This is a genomic window from Qipengyuania marincola (genome assembly GCF_029688625.1).
Classification (GTDB): domain Bacteria; phylum Pseudomonadota; class Alphaproteobacteria; order Sphingomonadales; family Sphingomonadaceae; genus Qipengyuania.
In genome coordinates, this window is the sequence record NZ_JARULC010000003.1 from 480,084 (window position 1) to 502,671 (window position 22,588).

Annotated in this window: 20 protein-coding genes and 1 tRNA gene; 2 read left to right on the forward strand and 19 right to left on the reverse strand. The window is 65.4% G+C overall.

Features of this window, described 5'->3' with window-relative positions:
• Positions 1–2 precede the first annotated feature (2 nt).
• From metC to P8Q88_RS12305, 3 genes are read right to left on the reverse strand one after another with little or no spacing between them, the layout of a single operon-like run.
• On the reverse strand, positions 3–1,214 hold the full coding sequence (gene metC, locus P8Q88_RS12295; RefSeq protein ID WP_278324124.1) for a cystathionine beta-lyase: 1,212 nt from the start codon (positions 1,212–1,214) through the stop codon (positions 3–5).
• Positions 1,211–2,047 (reverse strand): sulfurtransferase, encoded by an 837-nt coding sequence (locus P8Q88_RS12300; RefSeq protein WP_278324125.1) that lies wholly within the window; start codon positions 2,045–2,047, stop codon positions 1,211–1,213. Before P8Q88_RS12300 ends, metC begins: the two co-directional genes overlap by 4 nt.
• A 37-nt stretch (positions 2,048–2,084) precedes the next feature.
• A complete protein-coding gene (locus P8Q88_RS12305) occupies positions 2,085–3,224 on the reverse strand; it encodes a hypothetical protein (RefSeq protein ID WP_278324126.1) in 1,140 nt (379 codons plus the stop codon).
• A 137-nt stretch (positions 3,225–3,361) separates the two neighbouring features.
• Between P8Q88_RS12305 and queF the strand changes: the two genes are divergently transcribed.
• Together queF and P8Q88_RS12315 are read left to right on the forward strand one after the other, a co-directional pair.
• Positions 3,362–3,820 carry a preQ(1) synthase gene (gene queF, locus P8Q88_RS12310; RefSeq protein WP_278324127.1) on the forward strand — a complete coding sequence of 153 codons (459 nt, stop codon included), beginning with the start codon at positions 3,362–3,364 and terminating at the stop codon, positions 3,818–3,820.
• A gap of 2 nt (positions 3,821–3,822) precedes the next feature.
• A complete protein-coding gene (locus P8Q88_RS12315; protein ID WP_278324128.1) occupies positions 3,823–4,704 on the forward strand; it encodes a DUF1499 domain-containing protein in 882 nt (293 codons plus the stop codon).
• Here the strand turns inward: P8Q88_RS12315 and P8Q88_RS12320 are convergent.
• From P8Q88_RS12320 to mraY, 16 genes are all read right to left on the reverse strand, one after another.
• Positions 4,682–5,800, reverse strand: coding sequence for an FAD-dependent oxidoreductase (locus P8Q88_RS12320; protein ID WP_278324129.1), 1,119 nt, complete (start codon positions 5,798–5,800; stop codon positions 4,682–4,684). The genes P8Q88_RS12315 and P8Q88_RS12320 overlap by 23 nt on opposite strands.
• Positions 5,801–5,849: 49 nt before the next feature.
• Positions 5,850–5,925, reverse strand: a tRNA-Ala gene (locus P8Q88_RS12325).
• 98 nt (positions 5,926–6,023) lie between these two features.
• Positions 6,024–6,929, reverse strand: a complete 906-nt coding sequence (locus P8Q88_RS12330; protein ID WP_278324130.1) for a hypothetical protein — start codon at positions 6,927–6,929, stop codon at positions 6,024–6,026.
• A gap of 171 nt (positions 6,930–7,100) precedes the next feature.
• Entirely contained in the window at positions 7,101–7,844 is a 744-nt protein-coding gene (locus P8Q88_RS12335) for a Bax inhibitor-1/YccA family protein (RefSeq protein ID WP_278324131.1), read from the reverse strand.
• Between the two features lie 134 nt (positions 7,845–7,978).
• Positions 7,979–8,482 carry a type III secretion system chaperone family protein gene (locus P8Q88_RS12340; protein ID WP_446532561.1) on the reverse strand — a complete coding sequence of 168 codons (504 nt, stop codon included), beginning with the start codon at positions 8,480–8,482 and terminating at the stop codon, positions 7,979–7,981.
• Between the two features lie 146 nt (positions 8,483–8,628).
• Positions 8,629–10,356, reverse strand: a complete 1,728-nt coding sequence (locus P8Q88_RS12345; protein ID WP_278324133.1) for an SPOR domain-containing protein — start codon at positions 10,354–10,356, stop codon at positions 8,629–8,631.
• A 57-nt stretch (positions 10,357–10,413) separates the two neighbouring features.
• Entirely contained in the window at positions 10,414–12,054 is a 1,641-nt protein-coding gene (gene ftsZ / locus P8Q88_RS12350; protein ID WP_278324134.1) for a cell division protein FtsZ, read from the reverse strand.
• A gap of 135 nt (positions 12,055–12,189) precedes the next feature.
• Complete coding sequence (gene ftsA, locus P8Q88_RS12355; RefSeq protein ID WP_278324135.1) at positions 12,190–13,476, reverse strand: cell division protein FtsA; 1,287 nt, start codon at positions 13,474–13,476, stop codon at positions 12,190–12,192.
• Positions 13,476–14,384, reverse strand: a complete 909-nt coding sequence (locus P8Q88_RS12360; protein WP_278324136.1) for a cell division protein FtsQ/DivIB — start codon at positions 14,382–14,384, stop codon at positions 13,476–13,478. Before P8Q88_RS12360 ends, ftsA begins: the two co-directional genes overlap by 1 nt.
• On the reverse strand, positions 14,377–15,348 hold the full coding sequence (locus P8Q88_RS12365; RefSeq protein WP_278324137.1) for a D-alanine--D-alanine ligase: 972 nt from the start codon (positions 15,346–15,348) through the stop codon (positions 14,377–14,379). The genes P8Q88_RS12360 and P8Q88_RS12365 overlap by 8 nt, the downstream gene beginning before the upstream one ends.
• A gap of 1 nt (position 15,349) precedes the next feature.
• Entirely contained in the window at positions 15,350–16,276 is a 927-nt protein-coding gene (murB, locus tag P8Q88_RS12370) for a UDP-N-acetylmuramate dehydrogenase (RefSeq protein ID WP_278324491.1), read from the reverse strand.
• A 48-nt stretch (positions 16,277–16,324) separates the two neighbouring features.
• Positions 16,325–17,743 carry a UDP-N-acetylmuramate--L-alanine ligase gene (gene murC, locus P8Q88_RS12375; RefSeq protein ID WP_278324138.1) on the reverse strand — a complete coding sequence of 473 codons (1,419 nt, stop codon included), beginning with the start codon at positions 17,741–17,743 and terminating at the stop codon, positions 16,325–16,327.
• Positions 17,740–18,936: an undecaprenyldiphospho-muramoylpentapeptide beta-N-acetylglucosaminyltransferase gene (murG, locus tag P8Q88_RS12380; RefSeq protein ID WP_278324139.1), complete on the reverse strand. Its 1,197-nt coding sequence runs from the start codon at positions 18,934–18,936 to the stop codon at positions 17,740–17,742. Before murG ends, murC begins: the two co-directional genes overlap by 4 nt.
• Complete coding sequence (locus P8Q88_RS12385) at positions 18,933–20,189, reverse strand: FtsW/RodA/SpoVE family cell cycle protein (RefSeq protein ID WP_278324492.1); 1,257 nt, start codon at positions 20,187–20,189, stop codon at positions 18,933–18,935. The genes murG and P8Q88_RS12385 overlap by 4 nt, the downstream gene beginning before the upstream one ends.
• Positions 20,190–20,197: 8 nt before the next feature.
• Entirely contained in the window at positions 20,198–21,517 is a 1,320-nt protein-coding gene (murD, locus tag P8Q88_RS12390) for a UDP-N-acetylmuramoyl-L-alanine--D-glutamate ligase (protein ID WP_278324140.1), read from the reverse strand.
• Positions 21,514–22,584, reverse strand: coding sequence for a phospho-N-acetylmuramoyl-pentapeptide-transferase (mraY, locus tag P8Q88_RS12395; RefSeq protein WP_278324141.1), 1,071 nt, complete (start codon positions 22,582–22,584; stop codon positions 21,514–21,516). Before mraY ends, murD begins: the two co-directional genes overlap by 4 nt.
• Between the last annotated feature and the right edge of the window lie 4 nt (positions 22,585–22,588).

Genomic DNA, 22,588 nt, shown 5'->3' on the forward strand with positions numbered 1-22,588 from the left:
GTCTATCCCCCGTCCATCGCCGCAAAGCCGCGCGCGAGGTCGGCGATGAGGTCGTCAGTATCTTCGAGGCCGATCGATAGCCGCACTGCATGGCGGTCCTCAAGCCCCCAGCCGTCCTTGGGCCACGCCATTTTCGTTCGGACGGGTTCGACATCGAACGGCAGCGCCAGGCTTTCGAACCCGCCCCAGCTGTAACCGATGCCGAACAGCTCCAGCCGGTCGACCAGGCGACAGCGCGCGGCATCGTCGCGGCCCGCGATCACGAAGCTGAACAGGCCGCACGCGCCGGTGAAGTCGCGCTGCCACAATGCATGTCCCGGGGATCCCGGCAGCATCGGGCACAGCACATGTGCAACGTCGTCCCGCTGGTCCAGCCACTCGGCAATGGCGAGGGCGCTCGCGGTTTCCCTCTCGAGCCGGAGCGGCATCGTGCGCAGGCCGCGCAGGGCGAGCGCCGCATCGTCGGGTGAAACGACATGTCCGAGCTGTTGCGCGGTGATCCGCAGGCGGCGATACCAACGCTCGCCAGCGCTCGCCGCCCCCATCATCAGGTCCGAATGCCCGCCGACGTGCTTGGTCAGCGCGGTAATCGCGATGTCGCACCCACGTTCCAGCGCGGGGAAGCCGAGCGCGGTTGCCCAGGTGTTGTCGATCAGGCTCACCACGCCGCGCTCGCGCGCGATCGCGGCGAGCTGCGGAATGTCGCAGACCTCCATAGTCAGGCTACCGGGCACTTCGAGCATGACTGCCCGGGTCCGGTCGCAAAAGGCCGTTCGATAGGCGTCGAGGTCCAGCGGGTCGAAGAACCGATGCTCCACGCCGAACTGCTTCAACAGCCCCATCGCCGTATTGCGCGTGGGGTCGTAGGCGTTGTCCGCCACCAACAGCACGTCACCGCTCCGCAGGACGGCCATCAGCGATCCCACGATAGCCGCAAGGCCGCTGGGATAGAGGACAGTACCCGCCGCGCCTGCTTCCAATTCGGTCAGCGCTTCGCACAGCGCCCATTGTGTGGGCGCGCCCCGGCGGCCGTAGAAGAATCTGCCATCGGCGTTCGCTTTCGGCCCTTCCCTCAGCGACGCGCAATCATCGTAAAGATGCGTGCTGGCACGCCAGACAGGCGGATTGACCACGTGGTCGGCAAAATCGCCGGATCGCCCGCCGGTGACGACGCGCGTTGCCGGACGGTGAGTGCCGTCGCCCCTGCTACTCATCCCGGTTTGGCTCCACTTGCCTTCGGCGTATCCGGATCGCTGCCCCACTCCAGCCAGCTTCCGTCATACAGGGCCGCATCCTGCTTCCCTGCCAAATCGAGGCCGAAGAGCAGCACGCAGGCAGTCATGCCGCTGTTGCAGCTGGTCACTATGGGTCGTTCAAGATCGACGCCTGCACCTTCGAATTCCGCGCGCAATGCGTCGGGAGATTTCCACGTACCGTCCTCGTTCAACAGCCTCGCAAAATGCAGATTGGCGGCGCCGGGAATATGACCCTGCGAACCGCTGCCCTCCTCTCCGGAGAAGCGCGCTGAGTCTCTGGCGTCCAGCACCTGTTCGGCGCGGTGTTCGCAGTTGGCGAGAATTTCCGCCTTGCTGCGCACCTCCCGCCGAGGCGAAGGGACTGGAAAGGCGATGGCTTGAGAGACTTCAGACCCGCTTTCAGTCTCACGCTCCTCGGCCCGCCACTTGGCGAAGCCGCCGTCGAGGATTGCAACCTCCTCCATTCCGAAGTGATCGAGGATGAACAAAGCGCGCGCCGCGCTCCTGATGGCGCTGTCATCGTAGAGGATTATGCGATCGGTCGGCCCAACGCCAAGCGCACCCATGCGTTCGGCGAATTGATCTGGTGTCGGCAGCGCCTTGGGAACGTCGGATGCCTCGTCGACGAAACTGGCAAGATCGAGAAAACGCGCGCCAGGAATATGGGCAGCGCGGAATTCTTCGCGGGCATCGCGTCCGCTATCCGGCAAATGCATCGTCGCATCGAGCACGACGAGTCCGGCATCGCGGTGGTGCTCCGCAAGCCATCGGGTGGAGACGAGACGATCCATCCCGTTCCGACTAGCCGCGCAAGGTGTGCAAGTCGAGCTAGGCGAGCTCGCGCTGCGCGATCGGCGCATAGCTGCGCGGCGGCTCGTCGAGGCGGAAAGGCTGGACCCGGCCGCCATCGGGCTGGCCCTGACCGACCACGAAGGTCTTGACCAACGCACCCTCTCCTGCCCCGTCGACGCGCACGCGCATCAGCGGCACGAGGAGCGGGTGTCGGCCCTGCATAATCACCTGCGCTGCGGAAAGCGGAAGCTGCACTTGGCCTTCCACAGCGACCGTCTGGCGCGGCGCGATGCGGGCTAGCGTGTGGCGCGGTTCAAGAATTGTGGCGGGTGTGGCAACCTGATTTTCCATCGGACTGCCCGAATGGGCCGACACGAGATCGACCCCTACGGTCACGTCATTCAGCGCGCTGTCGGTCCGGTTGGTGAGGGTCAGGCGATATTTCAGTGTTGCAAACATCGCGCTGCGGGTGAGCTTTTCGGCGCTCAACCGCATGGCAAGCGCCTCTGCGGTACCGATGGCAGGCGCCGGGCTATTCGCTGCGACCACCGGTTTCTCGATAGCGGGGGGCGGCGCAGCGGCCTTTCGACGATGCCATGCGAAAGCTCCGGCGGCCAGGGCGACGAGCACACCCAACAGGGCGAACAGCCAGCCCCAAGTACCGCCCTCGCTTTCGACATCGGCTGGGCCGGCGTTATTTCCTGGCTCGAACCCCTGCTCGATATCCGGAGTGGGCGGTGGCGCGGCGATCGGTGGGGTCCCGTCGGTCGGCTGGACCGGAGGGACGACCGGCGACGCCGATGGAGCAGCAGATGAGGATCCCGATGTCGCGGGCGCGGCTTGATCGGGTCGCGCTGGGGGCGTCGTAACCGAGCGCGTTGCGGGTGCTCGAGAACCCTCGCCGGTCGCCGTGGGCGCTGGCGTGAGCGTGGGCGTGATAGTCGGCGTGACTGTGGGCGTGGCAGTGGCGCGTGGCGTCGGGCTTGCCGTCTCGATTGCCCGCGGGCGCACCGGGACCACGCCGCTCTCGGTATCGACCGGCCCTTGCACCTGCGGCGACGCGGTTGGCGTAGGCGCCGGTGGCAAGGAGAAATCCTGCACCGATTGTTGCGCCAGGGCTGCACCGGGCAGGCTCAATGCCAGAGCGGTAAGTGGAAGGTGAAGACGCTGGATCATCTGCGTGTGAAGCGATCAAAATTCATGGGGTGGCGGGCAGGCACGCGCCTTATCCGGCTTCGCGGTGAATAGGCACTGAAGCGGACACTTCCAAGCATCGCCTTGCGCCGAACCGCCTTTCACGGCAGATGCGCGGCATGAGCGACACAGTGTCTCCCAGGTTTCTCGGCGAAAACAGCCCGCTTCCCTCCTCTCCGGAGGAAGCCGAGCTCGATTACGTACCCAACCCGCGTGCCGGCCAGCTTTACCTGGTCCGCTTCGCGGCGCCCGAATTCACCTCGCTGTGCCCGGTGACGGGTCAGCCCGATTTCGCGCATCTGGTGATCGACTATGCGCCGGGCGAAACCATCGTGGAATCGAAAAGCCTGAAACTTTTCCTGGGGTCATTTCGCAATCACAATGGTTTCCATGAAGACGTGACTGTCGGGATCGGCCAGCGCCTGTTCGAGGAGATGCGCCCGCAATGGCTGCGCATCGGGGGTTACTGGTATCCGCGCGGCGGAATTCCGATCGACGTTTTCTGGCAGAGTGGCGCGCCGCCTGCCGATTTGTGGCTGCCCGATCAGGGCGTCGCATCCTACCGGGGGAGAGGCTGATCATGGCTGAACACGAAGATACGACCGCTCACGACGATAATGCCACGACGACGACCACGGGGGATACGGCGCAGCGCCCGCGCCGGGTCTGGCGCAAGAGCTTGCCGAAATGGTCGCTGTGGGTCTCGCTGGCGGTCCTCGCCTGGTTCGCTTTCGCAGCCTTCGGGCCCAAGTTCGGCCTGATCGGATGGCAGACCGGCCTGATATTCATGATCCGCGAGGCGGGCATCATCCTGATCGCCATCGCCGCCATCTTCGCTCTAATCGCGCTCGCCTTCGCGTTCTTCAAATCCCCGCGTGGACCGTGGTGGAAGGCGGCGCTGGCGCTGGCCATTCCAGCGCTCCTGTTCCTTGGCCTGCTGATGCTTCGTGCCCAGGCCGCCGCCGTCCCGCCGATCCACGACGTATCGACCGACCTGCGCAATCCGCCGACCTTCTCCGCGCAGACCATGGCCTTGCGCGCCGAACTGGAAGCCAATCCGATCAACGATTACGGAACCCCTCTCGGCGAGTTGCCGATGTGGGCGGAATCGGACGATGCGGCGCTCAAAGCCAAGAACCACGCCGACATCGTGTCCGAGGAATATCCCGACCTGACGCCGATCATCATCGGCGGAGCGACGCAAGACCAGGCCGTCGATGCGGTGGTCGCGGCGATGGGCGAGATCGGCCTGCAGGACGTGCACCGGGTCGAGGGTGCGAACACGGTCGAAGGCGTGGCGGAGACCTTTGCCTTCGGCTTCAAGGACGATGTCGTCGCACGGGTGGAGAACGGCCAGATCGACCTGCGTTCGGTCAGCCGCGTTGGCGTGTCCGACCTTGGCTACAATGCCGAGCGGGTGAAGGAACTGCGCGAGGCGATCATCGACCGCCTCGAGCGGTAAAGCGCCTGATCCAGCGGGTGTCGAGCCAGTCCTTCACCCGCCGCAGCCAGGCCGACTGCAATCCCAGCCTGCCATAGCTGGCGATAGATTCGCCACGGCAGGTGTTGAGGAGGTAGAAATCCATGAAGCGCGGGCTGTAGCTGCGGCGCGGAGCCTTGCCGGCGAGCATGCGGCGCAAATTTTTGGCCAGCACTGGCCCGCTGTAAACGGCATGGACACCCGAATGCGGCACTTTGCGATCGGTTCGCCGCGCGACATCGCCCGCGGCGAGAATATGCTCGAAGCCGCACACGCGCTGATATTCGTCGACGCGCACGAAACCTTGATCGTCGATCGGCAACCCGCTCGCCTCCGGCCAGTCGGGCGCGCCACTCCCCACGGCGGCGGCTATCAGGTCGAGCGGTTCGAGCGACCGTTGCCCGGCCACCAGTGCCCCGCCCTCCACTCGCGCATCGTTCCGGACGACCGCGATGCCCTGCCGGTCGAGTTCGGCAGCGACGCGCCCCCGCACCGCCGGCGAATGGTCCGGCAGCAGGCCGCTTTCCCCAGTCACGAGAACCACCTCGCAATCGCGCCAATGGGCCGAATTGCGAAAGCCGAAGGCGAGTTCGGTGCCCCCGGCGCCGCCGCCTACGATCGCGATACGGCCATGCCGAGGTTCGCTGTCGCGCAGCCGCTGCCAGCCTTCGATGAAGCCGTCGAGTGGCCGGATATCGAGCAGTCGCTCGTCATTGCCCAGGATAGCGCGCGCCTGACCTGCCCCGCCGGTTGCAATCGAACAAAGGTCGAAGGAAACCGCCTCCCCATTGTCGAGATGCGCAATCCGGCGATCGGGATCGATCCGATCGAGGCGGGCGCGATGCCATTGAAGTCCGGTTTCTTCGACCAGCGGACCGAGCGGAATGGCAAGCTCGCTGGCGCGATATTCGCCAGCGATCCACCCCGGGACCATGCCTGAATACCGCATGGCATCGAGCGGCTCGACCAGCACCCGATGCGCGCGAGGCGGCCCATTCTTGCGCCAATCGTCGATGACACCGAGATGCGCGTGTCCCGCGCCGACAAGCAACAGAACCGGATCGGTGCGCGCGGTCATCAGGCCACCCTATCGCCCGCGCATCGCCATGTCTTGCAGAAGAAAGCCCTGGTGGAGCCGAGCGGGATCGAACCGCTGACCTCGTCATTGCGAACGACGCGCTCTCCCAACTGAGCTACGGCCCCGTTCCAGGTGGTGCCCCGGCCTGGCCGGAACGGCGCGTCGATTAACCAATCGTGCGCGCCGTGACCAGACCATTTCTGCCTTGCCTGACGTAGCCGCTCTATTGCTGAGGCGTGTCGTTGTCGCCTGCATCGGCGGGGATCGGCTGGACGATCGGCACCGATTCGTTCGCGGTATCGACCGGGGTGACCGGAATGCGCGCGCCCGTTTCCGGATCGACCGCGGTGGTCGTGCGGATATTGGCCTGACTGGATAGCAGTGCAGGGTCGCTCACGCCCGGCTGCGGCGCAACCATGCTCGAGCGGGCTTGCTGCACCGCGACGTAGCCGGGCTGCGAGGCACCGTAGCGGGCCCCGTATTGCGCGTCCCAGGCGGCAGCGCTGCGCTCGTATTCCTCGTAGGCGCGGAAGAAGTTCTCGAACGGCTGCTCGAAAGTGCTGAAGTTGGTCAGGGCGAAAGCGGCCGGATCCACGCTGTCGGCGGCGAGATACTGGTTCGAGAGCTGCAAGGCCGAATCGCAGAACTCGCCACGGGCCGGTGGCAGGGCGAAGTAATTGTAGACCATGGTCATCTGGGATTCGCGCGCCATGATCGCTTCGCGACGCGAGCTCGCCTCCTTGCGGTAATCCGCATCGATCCGGTCATTTACCGCCTTCAATGGCCGGCCATGCGTCTTGATATAGTCGCTGTAGCCATCGAGGATCGGCTGGTACTGCGGTGCCAAGCAATTGAGCGCCGCCACGTTCCATGCCGACCGGAAATGCCACACGCGCTCGTCGTCGCTGATGCCGGTGTTGACCGTCTGGCGCACGCCCAGCGGGCCGACGCGCGGAATATCCATCACATAGGCCGCCTGTGCCGGGGGAAGCGGGCGATACGGCACCGCTTCGACCGGCGGCGGAGGCGGCGGAGGGGGCGGCGGCGCGGGCGTGGTGCAGGCGCCGATGGCGGCGAGACCGCCGGCAAGTGCAGTCAGTCGGATGATATGCTGTGCAGCACGGCTCATGATAGGCGGACCCTCCTGGAGATACATCTGGCATTCATTATGCGCTGCCCCGGATTGACCGGGGATGAAGGCGCCAGTCTAACGCCTGCGAAAGGCAAAGAAAATGCCCGGAGCGTGAGTTACGCCCCGGGCACGTTCAAACGAATCCTGTGTGCGATCAGTGGAACGCGATCACTCGCGGCTGCCCATGAAGCGCAGGAGGAACAGGAACATGTTGATGAAGTCGAGATAAAGGCTCAGCGCCCCCATGATGATCGCCTTGCCAGCGAACTCGGTGCCGCGCAGATACTGGTATTCGCGCTTCAGGCGCTGCGTATCGTAGGCAGTGAGGCCCGCGAAGATCAGCACGCCGAGGAAGCTCACGGCCAGTGCCAGCGTGCTCGACTGCAGGAAGATGTTGATCACCATCGCAATCAGCAGCCCGATTATGCCCATCACGAGGAAGGTGCCGAAGCCCGAAAGGTCTTTCTTGGTGGTGTAGCCGAACAGGCTGAGGCCGGCGAAGGCGCCCGCCGTGGCGAAAAAGGTCGCGGCGATGCTTTCACCCGTATAGACGAGGAAGATCGTCGACAGCGACAGACCCATCAGCGTGGCGAAACCCCAGAACATCGCCTGAAGCGTGCCCTGCGAGAACTTGTTCACGCCGAAGCTCATCGCAAAGACAATGGCCAGAGGCGAAAGCGCGACAATCCACATCAGCGGGCCGCTCGCAAAGGTCAGGGCGAGGCCCGACTGCGCAGTGAGCAGCGCGACGATGCCGGTCCACAGCACGCCCGAAGCCATGTAATTGTAGATCGACAGCATGTGCTTGCGCAGACCCGCGTCGAAAGTTTCCTGCCGCGTAACGGCATCGCCGGCACGCGGAACCGAGCCGAAGCCCCGCCGCTGCTCGGTGTTGTCGTTCCAATTGGCCATTTTTCACGTACTCCCATAAGCGGCAATCACGCACGCCGCTTCTCATGACCGCAATATCGCTATTTGGCGCCGGAATTTCAAGGGAAACCGACCGCCGGAAATCACCGGTCGGTTAACCAGAAACGCTTACCAGATCACGCTTCGCCAGCCGCATCGACCATCGCCGCGTCGAGCGCATCGCGCGGCGACTTGTCGCCCCACAGCACGAACTGGAACGCGGGGTAGAAGCGGTCGCATTCATCGACCGCGATTTCCACCAGCGCCTGCGCCTGAGCAAGGCTGAGCATGCCGTCGTCGCCTAGCATTGTACCATTGCGATAGAGCACGACGCCGCCGCTCGACCAGATATCGAAATGGCCGAGCCACAGCTGTTCGTTGATGCGTGCAACGAGATCCTGCGCAACGGCGCGCTTGCCGTCGGGGACGCGAATTTCCGGAAGGCAGACGATCTGCAGCACGGCATCGCCGGGCCGCCAGATGCCGCGCAGCTGGTAATTGGTCCAGCCGCCCTGCACCTCGCCACTCATCTCGCCCTGCGTTGCCTCGCACGGCCAACCGCGCGCTTCGAACAGGGCCATAAGCATATCTAGCGGGGCAGCGTCGTCCTCTGCCTCGTAACTGTCGCCAGCCATTCTCATCGTCCCGTTTCCTCGCAGGTCATGGATGCTGAATGGAGAAACGCACGGCGCATTGGCAATCGGAGCAGGCGTGGCTGCTGGGGAGAACCGTTTTCGCCTGTGCAAAGCTTGTGCACAGATTATCGCGCGGCCGTCCTCCGCGAGGATCACCCGAGCGGCTCGATCGCTTCGCCTTCTGCGCTGCGGAAGGTAAAGCTGTCGATACCCAAGGCCTTGAGATCGTTCATGATCTGGCGCGCAGACTGCGCGTCGGGATAGGGGCCGGCAAGGAGCCTGTTCGCCTCGCCCCAGGGCGTGACGAAGGGCCCCTTCCCGTCGAGGATGCTGTCCGCCTTGCGCGCAATGCGCCGCCAGTCGAAACCGAGTGCAGCGCGGTCCTTGCCGGTCGCCACCTGAACCCAGTGCCGCGCGGGATGTGCGGGTGGAGGCGGCGGTGGCGGGGACGCCCGCTCGCGCGGCGCCTCGATCCGCGTGATGTCGACCGCACCCTGCGCCGCGGGTTGCGGGGCGGAAGGTTGCAGCGTGAAACTGGAGAAGGCTTCCTCGAGCGAGGGGATCGCTTCGGTCGGCGGCGCGGGAGATGGCGAAGGCGGCGGTGGAGGCGCAGATTGGGGCGCTACCGCCACCACAACCGCCGAGGGTTCGGGCTGCCGTGCCTCGGCGACCGGCGGCAGTTCGCCTGTCGCAGTGACCGCCGGTCCGGCCGTTGCCACGGCTTCGGGAGACCCGAGGGAGCCACCTGCCGGAGTCGGTGCCGGTGTCGGTGTCAATGCCGGTGCCGGAGCGGGGTCTTGGGTTTGCGGGCGGGCTGAAGCCTGCACACTCGCCTGCTGCTGCTGCGCTGCTTCGATCGTTGCGGGCGAGAGGTCGCGCGGAATACCGGCCGTTACGCTGGAGCGGGGGCCCACCGTGGTCTCGCGGCCGGCGCGCGCAGCGGATCGCGGCGCGGACTGCCGGGTCTGGGTGGCGCGCGATGCGGCGCGAGGCGGGGAAACGCTGGCGCTCGCCTGGCGTGCCTGCGTCGGCGCAGGCGCGGGCGGCGGAGCCGCTGCAGGCTCGGGAGGCGGAGCGGGAGCCGCTGCGACGTAGGCCGCGATTTGTGGCGCATCCGTGCCGATATTCGCCGCGCGCGGAAACACGCCGAGCGATCCCGCAGCGGCCTGCTGCGCGGGCGTGAGGCGTGGCATGAATTCGAGATAAGGTCCGATCCGCTGCGCCATTGCAGGCGGCAACATCGCATCGGAGATACCCTTCGCCTCGCGCACATCGCCGAGGATCGCGAGGCCAAAGGCGCGGGTCCGGAACGCGGCGAGATCGCGCGCCTCGAGCAGGGGCAGAAGCGTTTGCTCGAAGCCCTCGCGATCCCCCGAGATCGCCAGGCTCAGCGCCAGGCGTCGCTGCACTTCCGGGTCTTGCGCACGCGACAGGGCGAGGCGGAATAGCTCCTGCGCGCTGCGATTGTCGCCCACCAGCATGAACGCCATCGCCCGGTCTTCGGCCATGCGATCGTTGCTGACCCCGGCACGTTCGGCCTCGGCGAATAGGCGCAGCGCCTCGATCGGCTGGCGCGAACGGACATAGGCTTTCGCGAGCCCGAGCGCGACACGGCTATTGTCCGGCGAGAGCTGGTTGGCGCGGCCGAAGAAGCCGATTGCCGCCTCGATATCTCCGACATCGAGCGCAGCCTCGCCTGCATCGAGCAGCGCCGAGACATCGGCCGCGTTGCGGGCAAGCCGCGTCAGCGCCTCGCTCAAGCGGTCGGAGCCTGGCGGAGGAAGCGGCTGGACGATCTCGCGCTGAGCCGAGACGGAGCCGGGCATGGCGGCCACCGAACCGACGACCGCTGCGATTGCGATACGCGAGAGCTTGCCCATGCTTACGTCCTTGCCGAGCCGCGCCTTAACAGGCGCTGGCCCGCCGGTCCCCGCGGTTTACTGGTTGTTCTGGCGACCGAGGAAGCGCGGAATGTTGAGCGAGCCGCCCTCGTCGCCATCCTCGTCCTCGTCATCCTCTTCGTCGCTCGGCTTGTTGGCGCCGCGCGACAGATTGGCCATCCGCTCGAACAGCGTGCTGCCCTGCGATGCGTCGCCCGGTGCGCCGCCATCGATGTCGCCATCGCCGCCGCCCAGGACCGGCCGTTTCTTGCCGGGTTTGCTGGCAAGCGGGCTCTCGCTTGCCCCGAAGCCGGCATCGTCGTCGTCTTCCACCGGCTCGGAAAGGTCGAGCGGCGAGGGCTGCCCGGCATCTTCGGCCCAGCCGCCACCGAACTCGCTGTCGTCGGCAGGCGAAGGGACCTCGCCATCCTCGTTACGCAGGCCGGCCAGCGGATCGACGATGCCGTCGACGTCGTCGTAATCCTCGTCTTCGTCCTCATCGGATCCATAGCCCAGATCGTCGGACAGGACGGAGGACGCGTCGTCGTCCGCCTCTGCCGTCAGGTCCAGCGTATCCGCGGTCTCGTCTTCGCGCTCGGCGGAAAGGCCTTCGGACAGCTCGAACGGCTCGTCCTCGTCCACCTCGTCGCTCGGCAGGTCGAGCACCGGGCGCTTGGGCGCACGGCTGTCGCTCATCGAGAAATTCTGCGGTGCGGAGGAATGGGCCGAGCCGTCCGTCTCGATCCCCGTGGCGACGACCGAAACCCGGATCTTGCCTTCGAGATCGGGATTGAAGGCCGAACCCCAGATGATGTTCGCGTCTTCGTCCACCAGCTCGCGAATGTGGTTCGCCGCCTCGTCCACTTCGAGCAGCTTCATGTCTTCGCCGCCGAGGATCGAGATGATGACGCCCTTCGCACCGGTCATGCTGACCCCGTCGAGCAGCGGGTTGGCAATGGCGCGTTCGGCGGCTTCGAGCGCGCGATTGTCGCCCTCGCCCTCGCCGGTGCCCATCATCGCCTTGCCCATTTCCTGCATCACCGACCGCACATCGGCAAAGTCGAGGTTGATGAGGCCCGGCATCACCATCAGGTCGGTGATCGAACGAACGCCCTGCTGCAGCACCTCGTCGGCCAGCTGGAACGCTTCCTTGAACGTCGTTTCCGCCTTGGCCACCAGGAACAGGTTCTGGTTGGGAATGACGATCAGCGTGTCGACATGCTTTTGCAGCTCGTCGATGCCCGCCTCTGCCGCGCGCATGCGCCGCGTACCTTCGAACAGGAACGGCTTGGTCACGACACCGACGGTCAGCACGCCCTTCTTGCGCGCCGCCTCGGCGATCACCGGAGCAGCGCCGGTCCCGGTGCCGCCACCCATGCCGGCCGCGATGAAGACCATGTTGCAGCCTTCGAGCGCGTCCTCGATGTCCTCGACGGTCTCTTCGGCTGCGGCCTTGCCCACTTCGGGCCGCGCGCCTGCACCGAGGCCGCCCGTGATGTCGGGGCCGAGCTGGATGCGGGTTTCTGCAGGCGAAGTGCTCAGCGCCTGGGCATCGGTATTGCTGACGATGAAGTCCACACCCTCGATGCCGGCTTCCATCATGTTGGCAATGGCGTTGCCGCCAGCGCCGCCGACCCCGATGACCATGATCTTGGGACGCAGGTCGTCGCTGGATGCCGGACCGATATTGATGCTCATTGGGTATCCCCCGGAAAGTCGAAATTCTGAAATAACACTATGGCATACCTTGCGCGCAAAGCGAATCGCGCAAGGGCGCAAGCACGCGCCTTATCCACAAGGCCCTAATGCTTGATTGCCGCGCATGTGCAAGCATCAGAAGTACTCGCGCACCGCCTGTACGACACGGTTCACCAGTCCGAGACCGGAATAACGACGTGTCGCCTGATAGCTGGGACCGATCGAGCGAATGTCGACCGGGTCCTGCGCGGCATAAAGACACAGCCCAGCCAGAGTGGTAAAGCCGGGGTTGGCATGGCCTTCGGGCAAGCCCTGCAAGGCCGGCGGCTTGCCGATCCGCACCGGCTGACCCAGCGCACCCTGCATGAATTCGGCGATGCCGTGAAGTTCCGCGCCGCCGCCTGTCAGCACGACCTGGCCACCGCTCGATCCGCCGAAGCCCATGGTCTTCAGCGCTTTCGAGATTTCCCCGCTCATCACGCCGAGCCGGTCGGTCACGATCCCTACCAGATCGGCGCGCGGGATCCGGTTCTGCTCATCCGCGCCGCGGGCAAGCCGGCCGTCCGGCGCGTCACCTGGACCATCGACCGCGATCAGCTCGCGATGATCGGTCGGTGTCGCGAGGGCCGATCCCGATACGCACTTCAGCCGCTCCGCCTGGCTGCGCCTGATGCCGAGCGACGAGGCAAGCGCGTCGGTAATGTCGTTCGAACCCATCGGGATCGACCGCAGCCCCAGCAGCATGCCCGCCGCATGGACCGAAATGCTGGTGACCTGAGCCCCGATCTCGACCAGTGCCACGCCCAGGTCGCGCTCTTCGGGGGAAAGGCAAGCATAGGCGGTGGCAAGCGGGCTGGCGACAACGCTCTCGACCTCCAGATGCGCGCCCTGGACCGCCTCGATCAGATTGCGCACCGGCGGACCTTCGGCGAAGGTCACGTGCACGTCGACGCCCAGCGCCTCGGCATGCAGGCCCTTGGGATTGGCAACGCCATGCGCACCATCCAGCATGTAATGCGCCGGCTGGGCATGCAGCACCATGCGTCCATCGGGGTGCAGATGGTCGCGCGCGGCATGGAGCAGGTGCTCGATGTCGTCTTCCTCGATCCGCCGCCCGCCGATCGCGATCTCGACGCTCGAGATCCGGCTCGACAGGCCGGCTCCGGCGCAGGCGATCCAGACGCTCGAGATCGAGGTGTTGGCATTCGACTCGGCCTTCTCCACCGCGGTACGGATCGCGTGGCTGGCGGCGCGCATGTCGGTCACGTAGCCGCGCTTGATGCCTTCGCTTGCGCGGTGGCTTGAACCCAGCACGATCATCTCGCCATTCTCGGCCTCGCCCATGATCATGGCCGAAACGCGAAACGAGCCGATGTTCACTGCCCCGAACACGCGCGTGATGCGCGGGGTGGGCGCGGCCACTAGCGGGGCCTCCCGTTGCTGGCGAGTTGCGTCGGGCAGGGTCCGTCCTGACAGCGCAGATAGACCCGGTCGGGCACGCGCATGTCGATTGCGACGGGCTTTCCGCCGATCAGGCGATGCATCCCGTCGAGGCGGGCGAACTTGACCAGCGCCGGAGCGCCGGCATCGCCTTCGGGAAGGGCCAGCATCTGGCCGCTGTTGAACGTCACGTTCCACCGGCGATTTCCGACCCATTCCGCGCCGGCGATATGCGGCTTCAAGGCCGGCGCGGCGTCGAGCAGGTGGGCAAGATCCTCGACCTGCTTCTGTGCTCCCGGCCCCTCGATCAGCAGTTTGCCCTTGGCATTCTCGCGACTGATCGGTTCAAGCTCGTGCCCCTCGCCATCCACGAGCACCAGCCGGTCGGGTTTGCGAAGCACGGCGTGCGGCTGGCGCTCGACGATATCGATCTTGAGCGTATCGGGCAGCTGGCGAGACACGCGCGCATCGGCCACCCACGGCAATTCGAGCAGGCTCTCGCGCACCTCGTCCAGCTCGATCAGCGGCATGGGGCGATCGCGTTGGGCCAGCACGCGCTCGTAAACCAGCTGCTCGTTCATCCGTTCGACGCCCGAAACGCGCACCTTGCTGACCTCGAAGCCCGCGCGCGAAGCCGACTTCGCCAGCTCGGCGCGCGCCAGCTCGGGTACGCCCGCATAGCTGGCGACGATCCAGGCCAGGCCCAGGCCGGCCACGACGATGACCGTCAGGAAGAACCTGTGCCACTGCTCTTCGGTGAACGGCAGGGCGGCCATTGCGCGATCGAGGATCGAACTGGTGTGCTTGCGCGCGGCGCGGGCCTTGTTGCTGCGGCTGCGCGCTGCGGCGGAGCGGCGAACGCCCTGCGGTTTGCGACCGACCTTAGCCATCGCCGCCGCCCTCATGATGTCGCAAGGCCGCGGCAATCACGGCCTCCACCAGCTCGCCATACTCCATGCCCGCATACTTCGCCTGCTCGGGCACCAGGCTGAATGGGGTCATGCCCGGCTGAGTATTGGTTTCGAGGATGAACAGGCCGTCTTCGCCCTGCTCCTCGTCCCACCGGAAATCGGTTCTGCTGGTTCCCCGGCAGCCAAGCACCTTGTGGGCCTTCAACGCATATTCGAGGCACAGTTTCTCGATGTTCTGCGGGATTTCGGCCGGGCAGACATGGTCCGTCATGCCGTCGGTATATTTGGCATCGAAGTCGTAAAAGCCGCTCTTGGGCTTGAGCTCGGTCACCGCCAGCGCCCGCGGGCCATCCTCGAAATCGACCACTGCGGCGGTCATCTCGCGGCCCTTGATATAGGGTTCGGCGAGCAGCTCGGAAAATCCCTGCCATGGTCCCTTCGCGTCGCGCGCGATCGGATTGCCGTAATTGCCGTCATCGGTGACGATGGCGACGCCCACCGAGCTGCCCTCGTTCACCGGCTTGAGCACATAGGGCCGGGGCAACGGGTCGCGCTCGAACAGATCCGCACTCTTCACGATGCGTCCACCGGGCATGGGGATACCGTGGGGCACCAGCGCCTGCTTGGTCAGCTGCTTGTCGATCGCGACCACCGATGTGGCGAGCCCCGAATGCGTATAGGGCACGCCCATCAGATCGAGCATTCCCTGCACCGTGCCATCCTCGCCCGGAACCCCGTGCAAAGCATTGAACACGACGTCGGGTGCAGCCTCGGCAATGCGCGCCGCGACCTTGCGATCCATGTCAATCCGCGTCACGCGATGACCGCGCTCTTCCAGCGCCTTGGCCACGCCCTCGCCCGACATGAGGCTGACGGGGCGCTCGTTGGCCCAGCCGCCCATCAGAACCGCGACGTGCAGCTTCGGGAGTTTGGTCGTCGTCATCCTATGGCCGCCCCACGCGCTGGATTTCCCATTCAAGCTCGACACCCGAGTGCTCGTAGACCCGCAGCTTCACTTCCTCGCCCAGTTCTTCGATGTCGGCGCTGGTGGCATCGCCGGTGTTGATGAGGAAATTGGTGTGCTTCTCGCTCACCTGCGCGCCGCCCATTTTGAGCCCGCGGCAACCGGCGGCATCGACCAGCTCCCACGCCTTCTTTCCCGGAGGGTTCTTGAAGGTCGATCCGCCGGTTTTGGTCCGCAGGGGTTGCGAGTTTTCGCGCGCTTCGGCGATGCGATCCATCTCGGCCCCGATTTCCGCAGGATCGCCGGCATGGCCCTGAAATCGCGCCGCGACGACCACGGCACCATCGGGCAGTGCCGAGTGGCGATAGGTATATTGGAGATCCGCGGTCGAGAGGGTGACGAATTCGCCCTCGGGCAGGATGACATCGCAATCGATCAGCACGTCTGCGACCTCGCGCCCGTAGGCCCCGCCGTTCATGCGGACGAAGCCGCCCACCGTGCCGGGAATACCGCGCATGAATTCGAGGCCCGCCACACCGGCATCGCGCGCGGTCGAGGCCACGAGGATGCCGTGCGCTCCGGCCCCGCAGGCCACAACGTGGCCGTCCTGGATTTCGATCTGGGCGAAGGATTTGCCGAGCTTGACGACGACGCCGGGCACGCCGCCATCGCGCACGATCAGGTTGGAGCCAAGGCCCAGCGCCATGACCGGTAGTTCCCCTTCTAGCCGCGCGAGGAACAGCCGCAGATCGTCTAGATCTTCGGGCTCGAACAGCCAGTCCGCCTTGCCCCCGGACTTGAACCAGACCAGCTTGGCCAGCGGCGCATCCTGCGTCAGCTTGCCCCGCAGCCCGGCCGTCGAGATCGGCGTGCCCATCGCCCCGTCGACTTCGCAGTCGGGAGCCATGCCGCTGTCCCAGTTCCACACGTCGTCGGGTTGCTCCATCGTCATCGCTCAGCTCGCCAGCGCAATGTTGTTCTGCAGGGCGGCGGCCCAGCGGGTTATGTCGCCCGCTCCAAGGCAGATGACGTAATCGCCAGCGCGCAATTCGCGCGCCAGTTCGGCGGCAAGCGCTTTCTCGTCTTCCACCGTGCTGGCGGCACGATGCCCGCGAGCCTTCAGCCCTGCGACCAGCGCATCCGCATCGGCGCCTTCGATCGGGTCCTCGCCGGCAGCATAGACCGGCGTCACATAAACGAGGTCGGCCTCGTTGAAGCAGGTCTGGAACTCGTCCATCAGGTCGCGCAGGCGGGTATAGCGATGCGGCTGGACGACCGCGATGACCCGTCCCTTGCCGGCACTCTCGCGCGCAGCGCCGAGGACCGCCTTGATCTCCACCGGGTGGTGTCCGTAGTCGTCGATGATGGTCGCCACGCCGTCGCCGCTGGGCACTTCGCCCACCTTGGTGAAGCGCCGCCGGACGCCGCCAAACTGGCTGAAGCCGTTGCAGATCACATCGTCGGCGCAGCCCATCTCGATGGCCACCGCAATGGCTGCGAGCGCATTCTGGACATTATGGCGTCCCGGCATCGGCAGGCGCACGCCCTCTATCCGCCGATCTTCCTGTCCCCGCCGGCGAACGATCACATCGAAACAGTTCCCCCCCGCATCGGGGCGCACGTTCACACCGCAAATATCGGCCTGCAGATTGAAACCGTAGGTCACGACATTGCGATCGCGCACCTTGGCGATGACCGACTGCACCTCGGGATGATCGATGCAAAGGATCGCGGCACCATAGAAGGGCACGTTGTGGATGAATTCGACGAAGGCGTCCTTCACGCCATCGAAATCGCCGTAATGGTCGAGATGTTCGGGATCGATATTGGTGACCACCGCGATCGTCCCGTCGAGCCGCAGGAAGCTGCCGTCACTCTCGTCGGCCTCGACCACCATCCAGTCGCTGTCGCCAAGGCGAGCGTTCGAGCCATATTGCTCGATAATGCCGCCATTGATGACGGTGGGATCGACCTGCCCTGCGTCGAGCAGGGCGGCAATCATGCTGGTGGTGGTCGTCTTGCCATGCGTGCCGGCCACCGCGACAGTCGACTTGAGGCGCATGAGTTCCGCCAGCATTTCCGCGCGGCGCACCACGGGGATCCGGTTCTCCAGCGCATAGGCGACTTCGGGATTGGTGCGCTTGACCGCCGTGGACGTCACAACCACGCTCGCCCCGTCGACGTTTTCCGGGGCGTGGCCGATGGAAACGGTCACCCCGCGGTCGCGCAGGCGTTCAACCACCGGGCTTTCCTTGATATCCGAGCCCTGCACGCTGTAGCCGAGATTGGCCATCACCTCGGCGATGCCGGACATGCCGATGCCGCCGATCCCGACGAAATGGATCGTGCCGATGTCGGTCGGAACGCCCCTCATTCGGCCGCCTCCTTGATCGAGCCTTGCCCTGCCGGGATACCCTGCGACGCGCCGCGCGCATTGTTTGCGCCTACGCGGATGACATCCATCATGTCGGCCCCGCCGAAGCTCTCGACGAGGTCCGCAAGGTCCTCGACCGCCTTGGGCCGCCCGCAATTCCACGCGGCGTGGGCGGCATTGTCGAGGCCCTTGGGATTTTCCGCCAGCGCCTTGATCTGCTTGGCGAGTTCCTTGGCGGTGAAACGCTCCTGCCGAATCATTCGTGCGCCGCCTGCCTTCACCATTTCGCGCGTGTTGGCAGCCTGGTGATCGTCGGTCGCAATAGGGAGAGGGATCAGGATCGCGGGCCTGCCGACGGCGGTCAGCTCCGCAATCGTCGAGGCGCCCGCGCGGCCGATAAACAGGTGCGCATCGGCAAGGCGGGTCGCCATATCCTCGAAATAGGTCGCCAGTTCGGCGGGAATGTCATGGCTGCGATAGCGCTCGCGCACCGCGTCGAGATCCTCCGGGCGGCACTGCTGCGTCACCTGCAAGCGCTGGCGCAGGGCCGGCGGCAGCATGGCGAGCCCGTCTGGCACCACTTCGGACAGCACGCGCGCGCCCTGGCTCCCGCCGGTCACGAGAACCCGCAGCAGCCCGTCTTCGCCAAAGGTCGGGAACGGCTCGTCGCGCAGGATCAGGACGCCGGCGCGCACCGGATTGCCAACGAGATGGACCTTGCCTGCGTGCTTGGCGGCCAGCCGCTCGACATCGGGATAGGCCGTCGCGATGGCCTCCACCCGACTTGCCAGCAAGCGGTTTACCCGGCCGAGGACTGCGTTCTGCTCGTGCACCACCGTCGGAATGTCCGCCGAGGTGGAAGCGAGAACCGCAGGCAGCGACGGATAGCCACCGAAGCCCACGACTGCACTGGGCTCGAAACTGTCGAACAGGCGCAGCGCCATGCGGCGCCCCTCCAGCACGGCGCGCGTGCCCCTGATCCATTGCAGCGGGTTCTTGCCGAAGCGCCCTGCCGGAATCACATGCGCTGGCATAAAATCGGGCTTGCCGGGGATCTCCGCCCCGCGCTCGTCCGTGATCAGCGCCACGTGATGGCCGCGCCGCTCCAGCTCCGTCGCGAGCGCGAAGGCGGGTAGCAGGTGGCCGCCCGTACCGCCGGCGGCGAGGACATAGTGACGGCTCGAACGGGTCATCGCGAAATCTCGCGCGTCGGGCGCGGGGCAGCTGTATTCATCGCGCCCGCCTGCCCTAAACCCATCCACTCGCCAAGCCCCTTGGTCCGGCTTTTCAGGAACGGATTGCGACGCGTCACCGCAAGCAGCAGGCCGACCGTCGTGCACACCGCGATGGTCGATGAGCCGCCATAGCTGACCAGAGGCAGGGTCATGCCCTTCGACGGAAAGAGCTGGAGATTGACCAGCATGTTGATGAACGCCTGGCCGCCCAGCAGCGAGACGAGGCCCGCCCCTGCAAGAAGCGCGAACAGGTCCTCCTCGTCCACCAGTCGCATCAGCACGCGGCCGACGATGGCGAGGTACAGGATCACGATGACCGCGCAGGCCAGCAGGCCGAATTCCTCGCCGATGACGCTGAAGATGTAGTCGGTATGCGCCTCGGGCAGGCTCATCTTGCGGATGCCGAGGCCGTAGCCCGCGCCGGTCCAGCCGCCGGCCAGCAACGTGCGGCTGGCAAGGTCCACCTGGTCGTAAGCCGTGCCGCCGCCGAGGAAACTGTCGATGCGGTGGCGCGCGTTGTCGTAGAGGAAATAGGCCGCCGTGATCCCCGCGATACCGCCGCCGATGAACACGCCGATGCGCTTGGCATCGACGCCGGACAGGACGACCATGACGAACCATACGCCAGCGAACAGGATCGTGCCGCCAAGGTTGGGCTGAAGCATCATCAGCGCCGCAATCAGGCCGAGAATGCCGGTCGCGATGCCGAGCACGGGCAGGTTGGGATCGCGCAGGCGCCACGCGAAGATCCACGCCATGGCGATGGCAAATCCTGGCTTCAGGAATTCGGAGGGCTGGAACTGCATCCCCACCCTGATCCACCTGCGCGCTCCATTGATCTCCACCCCGACGAAGGGGACGAGGAACAGGAAGAACAGCATTACGGCGGCGAGAACGATACCGAGCCGCCGCGCATTGTCGCGGGTCAGCATGGATACGCCGAGCATCGCGGAGAGGCCGACCACCTGCCAGGCAATATGGCGGTAGAAGAAATACAGCGGATCGAGCGTCTCGCTGCTGGTCGAAAGGCGGTTCGCCGTGGCGGGGCTGGCAGCAGCGACGGCGATGGTGCCGAAGCTCATCAGCAGGAAGATGAGGAACAGCAGCACGCGATCGATCTCGCGCCACCAGATCTTGAGCTCCGACCAGCGCGAAAGCTTGCCCTTCGGGATATGCGCGCGCTGGCGCTTGCCGGGAACGTAGGGCTGCATGGTGGTGCTCATTTCAGGCCCTCTACCAGCTCGCGAAAATGCTCGCCGCGTGCCTCGAAGTCGCGATACTGGTCGAAGCTGGCGCAGGCGGGCGAGAGGAGGACGGTGTCGCCACTCACGGCGTGACTAGCGGCGCGAGTCACGGCGTGATCGAGCGTTTCGCACTGCTCCACCGGCACGCGGCCTTCGAGCAGCGTCGCGAAGTCCGGTCCGGCCTGACCGATTGTGTAGGCGGCTTTCACATGGCCCAGTTCAGCCTCGCACTCGCCCAGAAGACTTTCACCTTTTTTGGGCTCCTTGGCGAGCCCACCGAGTATCCAGTGGATGTTGTCGAACGCCGCCAGCGCAGGCGCCGAGGCGGCGGTGTTGGTACCCTTGCTGTCGTTGACGTAGGCGACGCCGGAGATTTCCGCGACACGCTCCATGCGGTGCGGGAGGCCGCGAAAACTTGCGAAAGCCTTCAGGATCGTGCGCTCACTTACACCAAGTAACTCGCAAGCTAGCATTGCTTTAGTCGCATTGTCGGCGTTGTGAGATCCGGAAAGAGACGCCGGAAGATACTGCTCTAGCGATTTCGCATCCGGTTCAGAGAACCCGGATCGCGCTCTGTGCGATATGACGCCGGCCTCGAAGAGGTCGGAAATTCGCGAATGCACCTCGACGTTTCCGCCCACTATTGCTGAACTGTCTGCCGACTGCATATCGAAGAGGCGCGCCTTGGAGAGTATGTAAGCTTCAAAATCTCCATCGTACCGGTCCAGATGATCCGGCGTAATGTTCAGCAACACCGCGATGTCGCAATCGAGCGAGTAAGTCAGGTCGATCTGGTAGCTCGACAGCTCCAGCACATAGACCCCGCCTTCAGGTAGCGGCTCCTGCTCGAGGATCGGCAGGCCGATGTTGCCGCCCATCGTGGTCGGCACGCCGGCGGTCTTGAGGATGTGGTGGACCAGCGCTGTCGTGGTCGACTTGCCGTTGGTGCCGGTGATGCCGACAACCTTGTGCGGCGGCAGTTCCGTCCGCGCCTGCGCGAACAGTTCGATATCGCCGATCACCGGCACACCGAAGCTGTCGGCATGCGGCTTGATCGGGTGCGTGTTGAGCGGGACACCGGGGCTCACGACGACGCCAGCGAAACCGCTCAAGTCCGCCTCGACCGGATCGACCAGTTCGACACGATCCGCGAACTCCGCGCGTGCTTCCTCGCGGCTGTCCCACGCCATGACCTCGGCCCCGCTCGCCAGCAGCGCCTCGACCGTCGCCCGGCCGGACCGCGCGAGGCCGAGCACCGCGTAGCGTTTGTCCTTCCAGGCGGTCGAAATGATCATCGCAGCTTCAGCGTCGCCAGGCCCATCAGCGCGAGGATGATCGAGACGATCCAGAAGCGGATCACCACCTTGCTTTCCGACCAGCCGAGCTGTTCGAAATGGTGGTGGATCGGCGCCATGCGGAACACGCGCTTGCCGGTCCGCTTGAACCAGAAGACCTGGATGATGACGGAAAGCGCCTCGAACACGAACAGCCCGCCGACGATCGCCAGCACGACCTCGTGATGCGTCGCCACGGCAATCGCGCCGAGCGCGCCGCCCAGCGCCAGCGATCCGGTGTCGCCCATGAAGACAGCGGCTGGCGGCGCGTTGAACCACAGGAAGGCGAGTCCCGCCCCCATGATCGCCGCGCAGAAAATCGCCAGCTCGCCCGCGCCCTCGACGTAAGGTATGCCGAGGTATTCGGAATAGTCCACGCGGCCCACGAGATAGGCGATCAGCGCGAAGGTGCCTGCCGCGATGATGACCGGCATGGTCGCAAGCCCGTCCAGCCCGTCGGTCAGGTTCACCGCATTGCCCGCGCCCACGATCACGATGGCGGCAAAGGCATAGTAGAACCAGCCCAGCTCGACCCCGAAATCATTGACGAAGGGCACGTAGACGAAGGTGCTGATCTGGCTGACCACGATGTAGCTCGCCGCGCCGGCGACCGCGAATTCCAGCAGCAGGCGGACCTTGCCGCTGACACCCTTGTGACTGGCCTTGGAAACCTTGTCGTAATCGTCGAGGAAACCGATCAGGCCGAAGCCCAGCGTTACCGCGAGGCAGGCCCAGATGAACGGGTTGCGCAGATCCATCCAGATCAGCACCGCCAGCGTCAGGCTGATCAGGATCATCAGCCCGCCCATGGTCGGCGTGCCGCGCTTTGCAAGGTGCGTCTGCGGGCCGTCTTCGCGGATCGGCTGGCCCTTGCCCTGGCGCACGCGCAGCATGTCGATGAAGCGCGGCCCGATCAGCAGACCGATGACGAGCGCCGTCATCAGCGTCGCCCCGGCGCGGAACGTCTGGTAGCGCACGAGGTTGAAAACGCCCTCGAAATTCAACCACTCAGCGAGGAGAAAAAGCAAATGC

Excerpts from the sequence above, each read along its gene's own strand:
- P8Q88_RS12345 (WP_278324133.1), bottom strand. The coding sequence starts at position 10,356 with ATGGGCAAGCTCTCGCGTATCGCAATCGCAGCGGTCGTCGGTTCGGTG.
- murC (WP_278324138.1), bottom strand. The coding sequence starts at position 17,743 with ATGAGGGGCGTTCCGACCGACATCGGCACGATCCATTTCGTCGGGATC.
- ftsZ (WP_278324134.1), bottom strand. The coding sequence starts at position 12,054 with ATGAGCATCAATATCGGTCCGGCATCCAGCGACGACCTGCGTCCCAAG.
- murG (WP_278324139.1), bottom strand. The coding sequence starts at position 18,936 with ATGACCCGTTCGAGCCGTCACTATGTCCTCGCCGCCGGCGGTACGGGC.
- P8Q88_RS12360 (WP_278324136.1), bottom strand. The coding sequence starts at position 14,384 with ATGGCTAAGGTCGGTCGCAAACCGCAGGGCGTTCGCCGCTCCGCCGCA.
- P8Q88_RS12335 (WP_278324131.1), bottom strand. The coding sequence starts at position 7,844 with ATGGCCAATTGGAACGACAACACCGAGCAGCGGCGGGGCTTCGGCTCG.
- P8Q88_RS12305 (WP_278324126.1), bottom strand. The coding sequence starts at position 3,224 with ATGATCCAGCGTCTTCACCTTCCACTTACCGCTCTGGCATTGAGCCTG.
- queF (WP_278324127.1), top strand. The coding sequence starts at position 3,362 with ATGAGCGACACAGTGTCTCCCAGGTTTCTCGGCGAAAACAGCCCGCTT.
- metC (WP_278324124.1), bottom strand. The coding sequence starts at position 1,214 with ATGAGTAGCAGGGGCGACGGCACTCACCGTCCGGCAACGCGCGTCGTC.
- murB (WP_278324491.1), bottom strand. The coding sequence starts at position 16,276 with ATGGCTCCCGACTGCGAAGTCGACGGGGCGATGGGCACGCCGATCTCG.
- P8Q88_RS12320 (WP_278324129.1), bottom strand. The coding sequence starts at position 5,800 with ATGACCGCGCGCACCGATCCGGTTCTGTTGCTTGTCGGCGCGGGACAC.
- P8Q88_RS12315 (WP_278324128.1), top strand. The coding sequence starts at position 3,823 with ATGGCTGAACACGAAGATACGACCGCTCACGACGATAATGCCACGACG.
- P8Q88_RS12300 (WP_278324125.1), bottom strand. The coding sequence starts at position 2,047 with ATGGATCGTCTCGTCTCCACCCGATGGCTTGCGGAGCACCACCGCGAT.
- P8Q88_RS12340 (WP_446532561.1), bottom strand. The coding sequence starts at position 8,482 with ATGAGAATGGCTGGCGACAGTTACGAGGCAGAGGACGACGCTGCCCCG.
- P8Q88_RS12330 (WP_278324130.1), bottom strand. The coding sequence starts at position 6,929 with ATGAGCCGTGCTGCACAGCATATCATCCGACTGACTGCACTTGCCGGC.
- P8Q88_RS12385 (WP_278324492.1), bottom strand. The coding sequence starts at position 20,189 with ATGCAGCCCTACGTTCCCGGCAAGCGCCAGCGCGCGCATATCCCGAAG.
- murD (WP_278324140.1), bottom strand. The coding sequence starts at position 21,517 with ATGATCATTTCGACCGCCTGGAAGGACAAACGCTACGCGGTGCTCGGC.
- P8Q88_RS12365 (WP_278324137.1), bottom strand. The coding sequence starts at position 15,348 with ATGACGACGACCAAACTCCCGAAGCTGCACGTCGCGGTTCTGATGGGC.